This window comes from Bradyrhizobium nanningense (assembly GCF_004114535.1).
GTDB classification, from domain to species: Bacteria; Pseudomonadota; Alphaproteobacteria; order Rhizobiales; family Xanthobacteraceae; genus Bradyrhizobium; species Bradyrhizobium nanningense.
Genome location: NZ_LBJC01000024.1, coordinates 634,312 through 648,604, shown reverse-complemented (window position 1 = coordinate 648,604; position 14,293 = coordinate 634,312). Strand labels below are relative to the sequence as shown.

16 protein-coding genes and 1 tRNA gene are annotated in these 14,293 nt (G+C 64.4%); 5 read left to right on the top strand and 12 right to left on the bottom strand.

Annotation, left to right across the window (positions count from 1 at the left end):
* The first annotated feature begins 15 nt into the window (after nt 1-15).
* On the top strand, nt 16-1,263 hold the full coding sequence (locus tag XH84_RS20665) for a flavin monoamine oxidase family protein (RefSeq protein WP_128921012.1): 1,248 nt from the start codon (nt 16-18) through the stop codon (nt 1,261-1,263).
* Nucleotides 1,264-1,393: 130 nt separating this feature from the next.
* Here XH84_RS20665 and XH84_RS20660 read toward each other — a convergent pair whose 3' ends face one another.
* Entirely contained in the window at nt 1,394-1,801 is a 408-nt protein-coding gene (locus tag XH84_RS20660; protein WP_128921013.1) for a thiol-disulfide oxidoreductase DCC family protein, read from the bottom strand.
* A complete protein-coding gene (locus tag XH84_RS20655; RefSeq protein ID WP_128921014.1) occupies nt 1,801-2,712 on the bottom strand; it encodes a dienelactone hydrolase family protein in 912 nt (303 codons plus the stop codon). The genes XH84_RS20660 and XH84_RS20655 overlap by 1 nt, the downstream gene beginning before the upstream one ends.
* 266 nt (nt 2,713-2,978) lie before the next feature.
* On the opposite strand from XH84_RS20655, the gene XH84_RS20650 reads away from it, so the two are divergent.
* Together XH84_RS20650 and ppa are read left to right on the top strand one after the other, a co-directional pair.
* A complete protein-coding gene (locus XH84_RS20650; RefSeq protein ID WP_128921015.1) occupies nt 2,979-3,488 on the top strand; it encodes a GNAT family N-acetyltransferase in 510 nt (169 codons plus the stop codon).
* A 178-nt stretch (nt 3,489-3,666) separates the two neighbouring features.
* Nucleotides 3,667-4,203: an inorganic diphosphatase gene (gene ppa / locus XH84_RS20645; RefSeq protein ID WP_128921016.1), complete on the top strand. Its 537-nt coding sequence runs from the start codon at nt 3,667-3,669 to the stop codon at nt 4,201-4,203.
* A gap of 134 nt (nt 4,204-4,337) precedes the next feature.
* Here the strand turns inward: ppa and folD are convergent, their stop codons facing one another.
* Genes folD through XH84_RS20630 form a run of 3 tightly spaced genes read right to left on the bottom strand, consistent with a single transcriptional unit; the run spans nt 4,338 to nt 5,883 of the window.
* Nucleotides 4,338-5,222: a bifunctional methylenetetrahydrofolate dehydrogenase/methenyltetrahydrofolate cyclohydrolase FolD gene (gene folD, locus XH84_RS20640; protein WP_128921017.1), complete on the bottom strand. Its 885-nt coding sequence runs from the start codon at nt 5,220-5,222 to the stop codon at nt 4,338-4,340.
* 10 nt (nt 5,223-5,232) lie between these two features.
* A complete protein-coding gene (locus XH84_RS20635) occupies nt 5,233-5,577 on the bottom strand; it encodes a DUF167 domain-containing protein (protein ID WP_128921018.1) in 345 nt (114 codons plus the stop codon).
* Nucleotides 5,578-5,592: 15 nt separating this feature from the next.
* Nucleotides 5,593-5,883, bottom strand: coding sequence for a YggT family protein (locus XH84_RS20630; protein WP_128921019.1), 291 nt, complete (start codon nt 5,881-5,883; stop codon nt 5,593-5,595).
* 202 nt (nt 5,884-6,085) lie between these two features.
* Here XH84_RS20630 and XH84_RS20625 point away from each other — a divergent pair.
* Nucleotides 6,086-6,161, top strand: a tRNA-Ala gene (locus XH84_RS20625).
* Nucleotides 6,162-6,376: 215 nt separating this feature from the next.
* Here the strand turns inward: XH84_RS20625 and XH84_RS20620 are convergent.
* The 4 genes from XH84_RS20620 to XH84_RS20605 form a co-directional block, all read right to left on the bottom strand.
* Nucleotides 6,377-7,189 carry an enoyl-CoA hydratase gene (locus tag XH84_RS20620; protein WP_128921020.1) on the bottom strand — a complete coding sequence of 271 codons (813 nt, stop codon included), beginning with the start codon at nt 7,187-7,189 and terminating at the stop codon, nt 6,377-6,379.
* Nucleotides 7,190-7,313: 124 nt separating this feature from the next.
* Nucleotides 7,314-8,108 (bottom strand): glutamine amidotransferase, encoded by a 795-nt coding sequence (locus XH84_RS20615; RefSeq protein ID WP_128921021.1) that lies wholly within the window; start codon nt 8,106-8,108, stop codon nt 7,314-7,316.
* Between the two features lie 125 nt (nt 8,109-8,233).
* The gene (locus XH84_RS20610) at nt 8,234-9,013 is read right to left on the bottom strand and encodes an SDR family NAD(P)-dependent oxidoreductase (RefSeq protein ID WP_128921022.1); all 780 of its coding nucleotides are present in this window, start codon (nt 9,011-9,013) and stop codon (nt 8,234-8,236) included.
* Between the two features lie 241 nt (nt 9,014-9,254).
* Nucleotides 9,255-9,743, bottom strand: a complete 489-nt coding sequence (locus tag XH84_RS20605) for a tellurite resistance TerB family protein (RefSeq protein ID WP_128921023.1) — start codon at nt 9,741-9,743, stop codon at nt 9,255-9,257.
* Here XH84_RS20605 and XH84_RS39895 point away from each other — a divergent pair.
* Nucleotides 9,633-10,019, top strand: coding sequence for a hypothetical protein (locus XH84_RS39895; RefSeq protein WP_164936458.1), 387 nt, complete (start codon nt 9,633-9,635; stop codon nt 10,017-10,019). The two genes, XH84_RS20605 and XH84_RS39895, sit on opposite strands and share 111 nt — an antisense overlap.
* Before the next feature lie 30 nt (nt 10,020-10,049).
* On the opposite strand, the gene XH84_RS20600 is transcribed toward XH84_RS39895, so the two are convergent.
* The 3 genes from XH84_RS20600 to XH84_RS20590 are packed head-to-tail and all read right to left on the bottom strand — an operon-like array spanning nt 10,050 to nt 14,284.
* A complete protein-coding gene (locus XH84_RS20600) occupies nt 10,050-11,459 on the bottom strand; it encodes an adenylate/guanylate cyclase domain-containing protein (RefSeq protein ID WP_128921024.1) in 1,410 nt (469 codons plus the stop codon).
* A gap of 50 nt (nt 11,460-11,509) precedes the next feature.
* On the bottom strand, nt 11,510-12,880 hold the full coding sequence (locus XH84_RS20595; protein ID WP_128921025.1) for a cytochrome P450: 1,371 nt from the start codon (nt 12,878-12,880) through the stop codon (nt 11,510-11,512).
* Nucleotides 12,881-12,913: 33 nt separating this feature from the next.
* Nucleotides 12,914-14,284 (bottom strand): hydrolase, encoded by a 1,371-nt coding sequence (locus XH84_RS20590; protein ID WP_128921026.1) that lies wholly within the window; start codon nt 14,282-14,284, stop codon nt 12,914-12,916.
* Nucleotides 14,285-14,293 lie beyond the last annotated feature (9 nt).

Here is a 14,293-nt window from a genome sequence, read left to right as displayed (position 1 = left end):
TGCTAGAGCCCGGCCATGACCTCCCTTCCCTCTTCCGTCGACGTCGCGATCATCGGCGCCGGTGCCGCCGGCCTCGGCGCCGCGCATGCCCTCGGGGGCTGCGGCCTCGCGGCGATCGTGCTGGAGGCGCGGAACAGGCTCGGCGGCCGCGCCTGGACGGTGCGGGCCTCGCCCGAGGTGACCTTCGACGTCGGTTGCGGCTGGCTGCATTCGGCGGACACGAACTCCTTCGTCGCGATCGCGCAGCAGCTCGGTTTCGAGCTCAACAAGGACCTGCCGCCCTGGCGCGAGCGCGTTTATGGCAACGCGTTTCCGCAAAGCGAGCGCGACGAATTCATGCGCGCGATGGACGCGTTCTATCAGCGCCTCTGGCAGGCCGCGCAAAAGGGCAGGGATGAACCCGCGAGCCTCAGCCTCGAGATGGGCAATCGCTGGAATCCCATGATCGACGCGATCTCGACCTACATCAACGGCTGCGAGCTGAAGGACATGTCCACGCTGGACTGGGACGCCTATGAGGACACGGACCTCAACTGGCGCGTCCGCCGCGGCTATGGCGCGCTTGTTTCAGCCTATGGCGCGCCCTGCCCGGTGGCGCTGAACTGCAACGTCGCGCTGATCGATCATTCGGACAAGCGCATCCGCATCGAGACATCGCAGGGCACGCTGACTTCAGACAAGGCGATCGTCACCGTGCCGACCAATCTGATCGCCGATGGGACGATCCGTTTTTCACCGCCGTTGCCGTCCAAGGTCGACGCTGCCGCCGGCCTGCCGCTCGGCGTCGACGACAAGGTGACTCTGGCGCTCGACGGCGCCGAAGCCTTCCCGAAGGACGGCAATTTGCGCGGCGCCACCATGCGCACCGAGATGGGCACCTACCACATCCGCCCGTTCGGCCAGCCCTGCATCGAAGGTTTTTTCGGCGGCAGCTTCGCCCGCACGCTGGAAGAATCCGGCGAAGGCGCCATCGCCGCGCAAGCTATCAGCGAGATCGCGGGCTTCCTCGGCAACGATATCAGGCGCAAGCTGAAGCCGCTCTACGAGTCGCGCTGGGCGCACGATCCGTTTGCGCGCGGCTCCTATTCGCACGCGCTGCCCGGCCACGCCGGCGACCGCGCCGTGCTGGCGGCACCGGTTGACGGGCGGCTGTTCTTTGCCGGCGAGGCGACGTCGCCAACCTTCTTCACGACGGCGCATGGAGCGCGGGACAGCGGGGAGCGCGCGGCGGGGGAAGTGCTGGCGGCTTTGGGGAAGCGCTAGCCGCACACTCCGTCATTGCGAGGGCAGCGAAGCAATCCAGAAACCATCCGCGGAGGCAGTCTGGATTGCTTCGTCGCACCAGCGCAAAATTGTTTCGCAATTTTGTCGCGGGCTCCTCGCAATGACGTGGCTACTCGATCACCCGCGCCCGCAAATCATCATCGGGGACGAAGCAAGCGTCGTACTTCCCGAAGATGCGATAGCGGTTGCGTGCGACCATGCTGTAGACGGAATCTCGGAGCGGCTTCGGTACGACAAACAACGCGCGTACCCACCCCCAGCCAGGAAGCTGCGACAGCACAGTCAGTGCAGCGTCGGACTTCATGAACACCTCGCCGCCATGGACCACGGCGTTAGTATCGGGGTCAGCGGGGTCGATGCCGAACGCGCGCGCAAGCCGGGCGCCGTAATCCGACTGGATCGGCGTGAACAGAAACCGCTTTGCGCTATCGCGCTTGGCGACGAAGCGGACCCAGCGCGAGCAAAAAATGCAGACGCCGTCGAACAGGATCACGTCATCGTCGGGCCATTTGTTCACTAGCGATCATCCCGTGGCTTCTTGGCAGGCGCTGGCCCGGACAGGTTCGGCACACGCGCGAGCTCGCTGCTTGCGGCTTTGACGCCGGCCTCGCTCTCGATCAGCCAATGCCCCTCGCTGCCGACGGCCGGCAAGGCGTGAAAGTCGGCCTTGCCGCCACCGCCGCGAAACGCCGCAGCCAGCCTCTTCGAAAATGCCGGCGAGAAGTAGCTCTCATTGGCCGCGACGAGCCATGTGACGGGGATACGCGCGCCCCTGCCGAACTCTGCAGCAGCGGCAAGCAGCGCGTGTGGCGCGCAGATCCGGTTCGGCTCGTCATTGGCATGGCCGCCGCGCCCCGGTGCAAACACTGTGATCGCCGAGATCGTCTTCGGATCGGCATTGGCGAGCGCCAGCGCACCCCAGCCGCCGGCGGAATGGCCGATCACGATGGCGGCCTCCTTGCGAATGAAATCCTGCTTTCGCAAATGGTCCAGCGCGAGCTGGATTTGCTCGGCCGTTGCACGGCCCGAACGCGCATAGTCGGCCTCGTCGCATCCGCCCTGGTCCTCGACATAGCGGCCGCCGGTCGCACCATGGCCGAGCCGCTCCGGCACCAGCACGGCATAGCCGCGCGAGACGAGAAAGGCGGCGAGTGGACGGTATTCCGGCTGCGGCATTTGCGCACGACGCAATACGTTCTGCGTCGAGGCGTGCGCGACGATTGCAAGCCGGAACGGACCTGCGCCGGCGGGGCGAAACAGCACGGCATGCGAGGCAACATCGGTATCCGGCGACGGCACCAGCCATTCTTGTCGGCGAAGCGGTTCGCCCTCCTCGCCCGATGGGCCAAACCTGACCTGTGCGTACAGAGGCGGCGCGGTCAGCAAGGCCAGCAGAGACAGGAGCGCGATGGTGTTGAGGAATCGCATGACTGGCCGAGGACCAACATGAACAGCGACCGTCACATTAGAGGAACGAATCACTATGGGCGGACTTTCTGCGCTGCCATTGCCGTTCATTCATTGCCGCGACGAGAGTTTTGCACTGACGCACGGCATGCCGGTGCTGTTTGAGTTGGCGTCCTGTCTTTTTTCGGTACAATCTGGTCAAGATACTGATGCACAAAGTCCACACGTTAACCGATAATTAACGATAGGTCTTGCCGCCGAGGCGGCGACTTGATTTGATTGCATCCATGAGCACAACCCTGATCGAGGTCCGGCCGGCCAAAACTGCAGATGCAACTGCAGTGGCGTCCACTCATGACGAAGCCTGGCGCTCGGCCTATCAGGGCATCATTCCCGGCGCCGAGTTGGAAAAGCTCATCAACCGCCGCGGCCCGCAATGGTGGGACAGCGCGATCCGCAAGGGCAGCCGCGTCAGCGTGCTGGTGTTCGGCGACAAGATCGCGGGCTACGCCAACTACGGTCGCAACCGCGCCCGCAGCCTGCATTTCGACGGCGAGATCTACGAGCTTTATCTGCGCCCGGAATTCCAGGGCCTCGGCTTCGGCCGTCGCCTTTTTGCCTCTGCCCGCCGCGACCTGATGCAGAGCGGGCTGAAGAGCATGGTGGTGTGGGCGCTCTCGGACAACGACCCGGCGACCGAGTTCTACCGGGCGCTCGGGGGCCGTATGGTGGCGCGCTCGTCGGAGCGGTTCGGACCGAAGTCGCTCGACAAGGTTGCCTTCGCCTGGACCAATTAAGCTGCTGAAAGCTGAAGCGGCAGCGTTTCCCATCCGTCGATACCGTTGCCTTTGAGCCGGTGATTTCCGGATTCATTATTTCACAAAAACGCGATGGATCAGCGGGCCAAGCCCGCGTATGACAGCGCCAAAATCGGCTGCCGGGCGCGATTTTACCTCGGCAACAACGGAGCCTTGAATGCGTATCGATGCGATCTCGATCGGGAAAAACGTACCACACGAAGTCAACGTCCTCATCGAAGTCCCCGTGGGCGGCGAACCGATCAAATACGAGATGGACAAGGAGGCCGGCACGCTGGTGGTCGACCGCTTCCTCTACACGCCGATGCGTTACCCCGGTAACTACGGCTTCATTCCGCACACCTTGTCCGATGACGGCGACCCCTGCGACGTCCTGATCGTCAACACCCGCGCCATCATTCCCGGCGCGGTCATGAGCGTGCGCCCGGTCGGCGTGCTGTTCATGGAGGACGAAGCCGGCGGCGACGAGAAGATTCTGGCGGTGCCGTCGTCGAAGCTCACGCAGCGCTACGACAAGGTGAAATCGTACTCCGACCTGCCCGACATCACGCTGCAGCAGATCCAGCACTTCTTCGAGCACTACAAGGATCTCGAGAAGGGCAAATGGGTGAAGATCCTGCGCTGGGGCGGCCCGGAGGAGGCGCACAAGCTGATCCTGGAAGGCATGGACCGCGCGAAGAAGAAGAAGGACTAGGCTTCCGTGCCCCGGACGCAGCGCAGCGTGAAACGATGCGCTGCTGAGCCGGGGCCCAGTACAATGGCGCCCTGGGTCCCGGCTCAGCGTCGCGTCATTTCATGCCGCGCCGCGTCCGGGACACGAGAGCTCACCTACACCGCCGGCTTCGGCAGCCCCGCGATCGCGCAGGCCGCACGCAGCGTGTTCACCAGCAGGCAGGCCACCGTCATCTGACCGACGCCACCCGGCACCGGCGTGATGGCGCCGGCCACCCCAAGCGCTTCCTGATAGGCGACGTCGCCGACGAGGCGCGTCTTGCCGTCTTCTTTGGGGATACGGTTGATGCCGACATCGATCACGGTCGCACCCGGCTTCAGCCAGTCGCCGCGTACCATCTCCGGCTTGCCGACCGCGGCATAGACGAGATCGGCCTTCCTCACGAGGCCGGGCAGGTCGCGCGAGCGCGAATGCGCGATCGTCACCGTGGCGTTCTCGTTCAGCAGCAATTGCACCAAAGGGCGGCCGACCAGATTGGAGCGACCGATGACGATCGCGTTCATGCCTTCCAGCGAAGCGTGCACGCTCTTGGTCAGGATGATGCAGCCGAGCGGCGTGCAGGGCGACAGCGCCTGGAATCCGCCGGCGAGCCGGCCGGCATTGTTCGGATGCAGGCCGTCGACGTCCTTGGCGGGATCGATGGCGTTGATGACGGCTTCCGTGTTCAGCCCCTTCGGCAGCGGCAGCTGCACCAGGATGCCATGCACGGCCGGGTCGCGGTTGAGCTTTGCGACCAGCGCCAGGAGATCTGCCTGCGAGACGTCGGCGGGCAGCTTGTGCTCGAACGAGGCCATGCCGGCGCCTTGCGTCTGGGTGTGCTTGGAGCGGACATAGACCTCGCTGGCCGGGTCGTTGCCGACCAGGACCACTGCAAGCCCCGGTACCAGATTGTGCTCGCGCTTGACCCGGGCGACCTCCTCAGTGACGCGCGCCCGAAGCTCCGCGGCGATGACTTTTCCATCGATGATTTTGGCGGTCATGTCAGTTCCCTCAGTCTCCCGATTTGGCCGAGACGAGCTGGCGCAGGGCTTCGCCGAGCCGTGCGGGATCGCCGTCGACCGCGATCTGCTTCAGCCGCGAGGTGGCTCCGGACAGGAGCCTCACGCTGGCCTTGGGGACGCCAAGCGATTTCGCCAACAGGACCAAGACGGCCTTGTTGGCCTCGCCGCCATCGGCGATCGCGCGCACCCGCACCTTGAGCACGCTGCGGCCATCGGCCAGTTGCTCGATTCCGTCGATGTCGTCGCGGCCGCCACGCGGCGTCACGCGCAACGCAATGCTGAGTCCTGCGGCCGAATAACGCCAGGGTTCCCTAGAGGCCTCTTTCGCGACCAAGGCGCTCCAGCCCGCTCAGATCACGTTCGGGTAGACGTAGTACAGGATCACCCGCTCGATGAACATGATGAGCAGGATCAGGATGATCGGCGAGATGTCGAGGCCGCCGAGACTGGGCAGGAGATTGCGAATCGGCGCCAGCACCGGCTCGGTGATCCGGTACAGGAACTCCGCCACCGCCGACACGAACTGGTTGCGGGTGTTCACGACGTTGAAGGCGATCAGCCAGGACAGGATCGCGGAGGCGATCAGCAGCCAGACGTAGAGGTCGAGCACGATGATGACGATGTCGAGAACGGCACGCATGGCTTTTGAAGACTCTGGCTTTTGAAGACTGGCTGCGGTGGGAAGTGACGCCTTCCGCTAGATATCGGTTCCCCCGCTCCCAAACAAGGGAAGTCGGCGCCCCCAATGGCTAAAACCGGGTAACACCCGTCCTTGACTTGACCTTGGCGGGGACTTAAATGGCGCCCGGTTGTCGGCCGCGTTTACCAGAGCGGTCAGCAAAGGGGCCATAGCTCAGCTGGGAGAGCGCGTCGTTCGCAATGACGAGGTCGGCGGTTCGATCCCGCCTGGCTCCACCAGCCTTCGCAGGCTGCGCCTGCTTCGGCTGGGCAAGCCCTCGCGTAGCGAAGGCTGCCTCGGCGTAGCCCGCAGGGCGAAGACGGGCTTCATCCACAAACATGCAGTTCGCGAGCTACGGCTAGGCAAACCTTGGGAAGTCTCTCGTAGCGAAGCGAGCGAAGGCTGCCGCGCCATCGCCCGAAGGGCGACGGCGGGCTTCCTCCGAATTCTCCCCCTACCTCCCCGTAAACCTTGGCGGCCGCTTCTCCATGAAGCTCGCCACCCCCTCGCGGAAATCGCTGCCGGCCAGCGCCACCATCATCTCGTGGTTGGCCTCGATCGTCGCCTCGGCCAGAGTCTGGAACGGCACCTCGTAGAGCTGGCGCTTGATCACGGCCATCGCGCTCGGCGAGACGAAATCGGCGAGATCGCGCGCGTAGGCATAGGTTTCTTCACGCAGCTTCTCCGGCGCGCAGAGCCGGTTCACCAAGCCCATCCGGAGAGCCTCGTCGCTCGACACACGTCTCGCCGAGAGCAACAGATCCATCGCATTGGCATGACCGACGATGCGCGGCAGCATCCAGGAAATGCCGTGCTCGGCGATCAGACCGCGCCGCGCGAAGGCTGTGGTGAATACCGTGTTGTCGGCGGCAAAGCGCAGGTCGCAATAGAGCGCGTGGACGAGGCCGATGCCCGCGGTGGCGCCATTGAGCATGGCGATGACCGGCTTCTTGATCGACGGATAATAGCCGTAGCGCGTCTGCCAGTCCGGACGGCGGTTCATGTCGAAGGGCGGCAGGTTCGACGCGCGCCTGACGTCATCGGGATCGAGCCCCTTCAACGCATCCATGTCGGCGCCGGCGCAAAACGCGCGGCCCGCGCCGGTGAGCACGATGACGCGGACATTGTCATCGGCGCTTGACGCTTCCATCGCCTGACGCACGTCGCGCTCCATGGTCGGCGTCCACGCATTCATGCGATCGGGGCGGTTGAGCGTGATGGTCGCGATCTTGTCGCTGACGTCGTAGAGAATGTGCTCGTAGGCCATGACGCTCTCCCTTGTCTGCCGGCACGCATTGGTGCGCGCTCGTTGGCGGAGAGCCTAGCATATCAGGGGGAGGCGCGAGGACTTGCGCCAAGAACCTGCGCCAAGGACCTGCGCAACGGCGCGATCACTCGGCGGCTTGCGCCAGCAGCGGCCGGCGCGCCAGCCAGCCGTTGATGAAGTGGTCGAGCCAGGCGCGCTCTGCGGCATCGTAGACGGCGCGATCTGCGAAATGATGGTGCCGCTGCCGCGCACCGGGCGCGCTGAAACCGTCATAGCCGCGCGTGGTCCAGCGATGCATCATCGCGTAGGTCACGTCAGGATGAAACTGCACGCCGAAAGCATTGCCGACACGGAATGCCTGCACCGGAAAATCGTCACCTTCCGCAAGCAATTCGGCGCCGACAGGCAGCTCGAAGCCCTCGCGATGCCAGTGATAGACCTGGGCCGGCCAGGCCGGGCAGAGCGCGTGGCCCGCGGCGGTCGGACGGATCGGGTAGTAGCCGATCTGGGTCAGCGCATCGGCATGCGGCGCGACGCGCGCACCGAGCTGCATCGCGAGCATCTGGGCGCCAAGGCAGATGCCGAGGAACGGCCGCTGTTCGCGGAGCGGAATTTCGATCCAGTCGATCTCGCGCCGGATATAGTCGTCGGGATCGTTGGCGCTCATCGGACCGCCGAAGAATACGGCGCCGGCATGCTCATCGAGCGTCTCCGGCAGCGGATCGCCGAAGCGGGGACGGCGAATGTCCAAGGCGTGGCCAAGCGCGCGGAGCGCGTTGCCGACGCGGCCCGGGGTCGAGCATTCCTGATGCAGGACGATCAAGACCGGCAACCGGCTTTCGGAGGCGGCAGTGCTCGGCGCCTTCCTTCGGAAGGGCACCAATTCTGCGCCACCAAACCTGTCCGACCGGAACGACATGGCCTCTGCGAGTGCTATCGGTTCAGACCGCCAGCATAGCTAAGCGATGGTTAACATCGTGTGAGTTCGCGCACACATCGAACGTGAAGCAAGCTCCGGGCCACTACGGGAGCTCCAGGATTTCTCTATTGCCTGCGCCTCTGGAACCGGCTCGTAGCGGCCAGGATGAAGCCGCGCGGGAAAAAGCGCAGCGCAAGCGGCACAATCTTGATGCCAAGACCCGGCAGCACTGCCCGTTTGTTGGCCATCAGGCCACGATAGGCCTCCTGCGCGACATCGGCGGCTGAAACATTCAGAAGGGCCGTATCGTGCTGGGACCCGACGCCGGCGCGCGCCTGAAATTCGGTGGGCACGGGGCCCGGGCAAAGCACGGTGACACGAACGCCGCGCGGCGCAAGCTCCGCCCGGAGCGCTTCGGTGAAGGAAATCACATAGGCCTTGGACGCATAATAGACGGCCATGCCGGGACCAGGCAGGAAGCCCGCGACCGAGCCCACATTGAGAAGACCGCCCTTGTTCCTGATCAGCTGATCGGCAAAGCGCAGCGACAGATCCGTCAGGGCCCGCACGTTGACGTCGACGATGCCGATCTGCTCGTCGCGATCGCGCTCGATTGCATCGCCGAATACGCCGAAGCCGGCATTGTTGACGAGGTGATCGAGCTCGACGCCTTCGGCGGCGAGCGCCGCTGCGATCGTCTCGCCGGCGGCGGGGTCCTCGAGATCGCAGGCGATCACGATCGGCTTCTTGCCGCCCTTGGCAGCGAGCTCGCGCGCGAGCGCCTCCAATCGATCCGCGCGCCGCGCCGTCAATGCCAGGCGATGTCCGTTGGCGGCAAATACACGCGCCAACTCCGTGCCTATGCCCGCCGAGGCACCGGTGATCAACGTTACGCGCTCAGTCACGATCCAAGTCTCTTGATCCAAGTCTCTTGAATTGAAGTCTTTGGCCCCGCAATGGCGGAACGAGAGCATAAGCCGTGCGCGACAGGCAAGCGGCACTGGCGGAATGGCGCCTTGAGCGGGCGACAGGGGGACAGGAAGGACAGGTATTTGCAGGCGAATCCGCCAAAGCGGGGGCGGCCCGGGATTACATTAAAGTTTCGTCATGTGGTTCGCAGGTCCGGCAATCACCGGGCCGGACGGGTCAGCCGCCGACGGCGTCATCCTTCACCTGACCACCGACGCGCTCCGCCACAATATGCTTCAGCTCGATCCGGTCCCGCTGGGAAATCCCGAGCAGATCGGAGGCGCGCCAGACCACGTTGTCCTCGAACTCGCTGACCTGGCCGTCGGCAAAGACCAGCTCCCACATCATCCGAACGATGCGCTTGCGACCCTCTTCGTCGAGCGAGCGCATGATGACGCTGGTGAAGTGATAGAGGTCCACCGCCTCGCCCTCGACCTCGGTGGCGTCCGCGATCAGACGATCCGCAGTGCCGTGATCGAGCCCAAAATGGCTTTCGATCAGGCCGTGCAGCTTGCGCCGCTCGGCCGCCGTCGGCTGGCCATCCAACGAGACCACGTGGACCAGCAGCGCGGTGGCCGCCAACCGATAATCGCTGTCACCGAACGTGCGGTGCTGATCTTGCGGGGCGACAATGTCGGCGATGAATTGGCGCAGGCCGTCGAGCATAAGATCCTACCGAAATCGATGCAGCCGCGAGGAGCGCGGCTGTTGCCAGCATTATATGAGCAGGAAACTCAACCGGCGCAACGTGCGTCAGTTCCGCGCGCCGCATTACGTTTCGGCAATATTGGGGGCGGCGTCATGGCCGGGACAAGCCCGGGCATGACGGGGAGTGTGGCGCGCATCCGCCTCCACGCCGTCATTGCGAGCGTAGCGAAGCAATCCAGAATCTTTCCGCAGACGCAGTCTGGATTGCTTCGTCGCAAGGGCTCCTCGCAATGACGGGGGTTTGGAGCGGCCGACGACCTTCCCTCACGGGATCTCGTACACCACCATCTTGTCGGCGATGCCACGCAGCGCCGCCTGTTTCTGGATCGGCTTGATCTCGCGCTGCTGGAGTATTTCCGCAACCGCCGGCGCGTCCAGCACCGGGCCGGTGATGTGAATCTCCTGCGCGGTCGACAGGCTCTGCACGCGGGAGGCGATGTTGACGGTCTGGCCGAAATAATCCTGCCGCTCGTTGAGCATCACCGCGAGGCAAGGACCCTCATGGATGCCGATCTTGAGAACGAGGTCGTTGGCGCCGCGCTGCTTGTTCAATTCGTCCATGGCTGCACGCATGCGCAGTCCCGCGGTGATGGCGTGCTCCGGTTTGACGAAGGTCGCCATCACAGCATCGCCGATCGTCTTCACAACGGCGCCCTTCTCGGCGGCGATGATCTCCAGCAGCGCACGAAAATGCGCTCGCACGAGATCGAAGGCAGTGAGATCGCCGACCCGCTCATACAGCGCCGTCGATCCCTTCAGGTCGGTGAACAGGAACGTCAAGGACGTGATCTTCAGTCGCTGGTCGACATTGAGATTATCGGCCTTGAAGACGTCGCGGAACGTCTGATTGGACAGCATTCGCTTGGCGGTCAGGATCGGCTTGCGCTTGCCGATCATCTCATGCAACGCGTCGGCGGCGATCCAGACTGAAGGCAGCACGCGATTGTCCGATTGGTTCTCGAGCGTGAGACGCAACGGTCCGGGACGCATCACGGTGGTCCCCGTCGGGGCCTCCAGCCTGTTGAACATGATCGAGAGCTGCTGACGTTCGCTCGTCGGCTCGCCCTGAACATCCAGGAAATGAGCGGAATGGGTCACTGGCTCGAAGACGATGATGAACTGGCTGGGCAGGTTGAGCGAGAGGATCGCCTTCTCGCCGGCAGGCAATTCGAGCGCTTCGAGCGTCACTTCGTCGATCAGGCGGGAAAAGGATTCCTCGTTGAGATCGACTCCGGAGCTCCAGAACATCTGCCGCACATACTCCCAGATCGGCAGCGTGTCGGGATCATGAGCACCGATGCGGCGGACCCGCGGACTCACGGTAAAGGCCACCTCGACCATTTCGTCGACGGACGCCTCATATCCGGCTGCACAGAGCGCGCAATTGTAGTCTTCGTGCTTCAACGACTTCAACGTTGCATGCGCACCCAGCACTCCTCCGCAACCGGGACACAGCACGTTCCAGCTCATGTCGAACAGGCCGAGCCGGGAGGCATGCAGGAATCCGGAAATGACCTTCTCCTGATCGAGCCCGGTACGATTGGCAAAATCGAGCGCATTGATGCGATTCAGATCGCGATCGTGACCGTTGGCGATCAGCTGCGCGATGGCCTCGACGACGACGGGATCAGCGGTCTGCTTCAGTACGGAAAACTGGGCCTGGATGTCGCTCATGACGAGACTCTATCTAGGGTGGATCACGTCATCGGCCAGACGAAAGGCCCTCACCGACGCGTGATGCGGAACATGGGCGAGTGGTCCGGCTGGGTCGTGACGACGCCGAGCGGGACCACGGAATTTGCCTGATCGGCGAGCTCGACACGGAAGGCTCCGATCAACCGGGCCAGCGCCAGCACGGATTCGGCTTGCGCGAACGGCGCGCCGACGCAGACGCGCGGACCCGCGCCGAACGGCAAATAGGCGAACCGGTCGGGCGCCTCTTTCGTCATGAAGCGCTTTGGAATGAAGGCGTTCGGCTGATCCCACAGCTTCTCGTGCCGGTGCAGCAGCCAGGGCGCGATCATGATGATGTCGCCCTTGCCGATCTCGATACCGGCCGCATTGTCCTTCTCGCGCGCGGCACGCGCGACCAGGAACGCCGGCGGATAGAGCCGCATCGTCTCCTCGATCACCGCGCGGGTGAACTTCTGCCGGTCGATGTCGGCGATGCTGTCGAGATGTTCACCGCGCGTTTCGGAGGCGACCTCTTCCTGCGTGTCCGGATCGAGCGCGAGCAGATACAGCGCCCAGAACAGCGCCGTCGCCGTGGTCTCGTGACCCGCAAGGATCATGGTCGCGACCTCGTCAACAAGCTGCTCGTCGGAAAAGCCTTTGCCGGTTTCAGGATCGCGCGCTGCGTCCATGAGATCGAACAGGTCCCGCGGCGGCGCGCCGTCCTTCTTGCCGGCCGCGCGCCGCTCGGCGATCAGCATGGCAACGAACTCGGTCCAGCGCTTGCGGAAACGGGCGCGGGCAAAATCCATCGGGCTCGGCCACGACACCGGCAGCAGCATGTCGAGAAAGTACGGCCGTCCCAGCCGGGCGGCATATTCCATGATGAAGTTGCGCAAGGTCGCACCATGCCGGTCCATGCCGAACGAAAACATCGTGCGCCCGGCGATCTCCAGCGTCATGCGCTGCATGATCTCGCGCAGGTCGACCTCTTCCCCCGAGCGCGCATCCAGCTTGGCGATGGTCTCGTCGAGCACCGCCGTCATGTGCGGAACGAGATTGGCGGTGGCGCGCGGCGTGAAGGCCGGCGCAAGGGTGCGGCGCTGAAACGTCCAGGAATGACCTTCGGCGATCAGAAGGCCGTCACCCAGCACGGGACGCAGCATGCGGATGCCCGCCGGCGTGCGCGTATAGTTCTCGTAATTGGTGAGCAGGACATGCCGGATCGCGTCCGGCTGGTTCAGGATGAAACTGTTGCGGAGGAAGAAGCGCCCCTTGATGACGTCTTCCTCATAGGCGCGCTGTCCCCAGGTCGCGATCATGTTGTGCCGGATCACGGCAAGCCGGCCGAAGAACGACATGTCGTCGGGCGCACGCGGGGGAGCCGGAGGGATGATGGGCCGACGTACGCTGGCGATATTCATGGCTCTCTCCCGCAGAGGTACGCAGGCAAACAGCTAATAAGTCAGCTCGGCAATCGCAATCCTGTTCTCGGAAGCGGGCCAGGCCCGCGCCACAATCCGTTCTTCGCCGAATTGAGCCACGATGTTACGTCCAACCTCGCCGGCCGCAAGCCGCAATGTTGCCGTCGAATCCGTCGGGACGCCCGGTTTGACGTCGGCCGGCTCCTTGCCGTCCAGCAACACCACGTCCCGCGGCAGACCGAAATAGCCGCGTGGCCGCGACATGATGACGACCGCGCCGGCGTCCTTGTCGGCCGACCCGAGCGGCCGTGCGGCGCGCAAATGGACGACGTCGGACGAGCGCGGGAACGGCGAGCGATAGATGTGTGTGATCGGCGCGCCCGCCGACGTCAGAACGAATTCGAGCGACCAGGAGGGGTCGACCTGCGCCGGCCCCCAGCGGCCGTCGGCGGTGGTTTTTGCGCTATGCACAACGCCTCCCTTGCGCTCTCCGGTATCGGGATCGACGCGGAAGATATCGACGGTTGCATCCGCCACCGGGCGATTGCTCGACACCCCGCCGGGCGTGCCCGTGACGAGGCCGCTGAGCTTGACGGCCACCTCCGGCACGATCGCGATGCGCGCGGGCTCACGTCCGGCGATGAACTTGTAGATCTCCCGGAACGCGCGTGGATGGAACGCCACCTCGCGATGGTCGAGCGCACCGAGCACGAGGTTGGTGGCGCCCTTCAGCTCCGGCCCCTCGGCGGTGATGCCGGTCGGCGTGCCGGGCTTGCCGATGAAGCGGCCATCGGCCTGCGCGTATTTGTCCATGCCGTCGCTGCGCAGCGTCAGGAAGGCAACGCCCGGCGTCACCTCGCTCCCGCCTTCGTTCAGGCCGCGCAGAAACGGGCCACGGCCGTTGAACTCGCTATTGGGCTGGTCGTCAGTCGCGAACACGCCGTGATTGGGCGTGCCGCACAACACGGCGTGGCTGACGTCGCCGGCGCCGCCATTCTTGATCACGTTGCGAATGGCATAGCCGCCGCGCGAGCTGCCGACCAGCGCCACGCGAGGCGCACCGGTGCGGCGCTTCAACTCGGCGATGGCAGCAGCGAGTTCGCGGCGCTGGTCCTCGGTCGAGGAGCGGCCCGCCTGCTCGACCGTGTCGTCGGTGCGCGCATTGGGATCCGTGAAATTGATCGCCATCATGCGATCGCGCGCGATGCCGTTGGATTCCATCCGCCACAAGGTGGTCATCCAGAGCGCGTCATAGTCGCCATTGCCGTGCACGAACAAGATCGGCGGCACCTCATTGCCCGGCGTAGCCGGCGCGGCCTGGGCAAACGCCGCCGTCCGCAAGCTCGCAGTTGCGAAGGGCAAGCTGCCGGCCCCCAACAAAATCATCCGTCGCGACAGCTTCATCTGTTCCTC

Coding starts and splice junctions, on each gene's coding strand:
- XH84_RS20665 (WP_128921012.1), top strand. CDS start 16: ATGACCTCCCTTCCCTCTTCCGTCGACGTCGCGATCATCGGCGCCGGT.
- XH84_RS20655 (WP_128921014.1), bottom strand. CDS start 2,712: ATGCGATTCCTCAACACCATCGCGCTCCTGTCTCTGCTGGCCTTGCTG.
- XH84_RS20650 (WP_128921015.1), top strand. CDS start 2,979: ATGAGCACAACCCTGATCGAGGTCCGGCCGGCCAAAACTGCAGATGCA.
- ppa (WP_128921016.1), top strand. CDS start 3,667: ATGCGTATCGATGCGATCTCGATCGGGAAAAACGTACCACACGAAGTC.
- folD (WP_128921017.1), bottom strand. CDS start 5,222: ATGACCGCCAAAATCATCGATGGAAAAGTCATCGCCGCGGAGCTTCGG.
- XH84_RS20630 (WP_128921019.1), bottom strand. CDS start 5,883: ATGCGTGCCGTTCTCGACATCGTCATCATCGTGCTCGACCTCTACGTC.
- XH84_RS20620 (WP_128921020.1), bottom strand. CDS start 7,189: ATGGCCTACGAGCACATTCTCTACGACGTCAGCGACAAGATCGCGACC.
- XH84_RS20615 (WP_128921021.1), bottom strand. CDS start 8,108: ATGTCGTTCCGGTCGGACAGGTTTGGTGGCGCAGAATTGGTGCCCTTC.
- XH84_RS20605 (WP_128921023.1), bottom strand. CDS start 9,743: ATGCTCGACGGCCTGCGCCAATTCATCGCCGACATTGTCGCCCCGCAA.
- XH84_RS20600 (WP_128921024.1), bottom strand. CDS start 11,459: ATGAGCGACATCCAGGCCCAGTTTTCCGTACTGAAGCAGACCGCTGAT.
- XH84_RS20595 (WP_128921025.1), bottom strand. CDS start 12,880: ATGAATATCGCCAGCGTACGTCGGCCCATCATCCCTCCGGCTCCCCCG.
- XH84_RS20590 (WP_128921026.1), bottom strand. CDS start 14,284: ATGAAGCTGTCGCGACGGATGATTTTGTTGGGGGCCGGCAGCTTGCCC.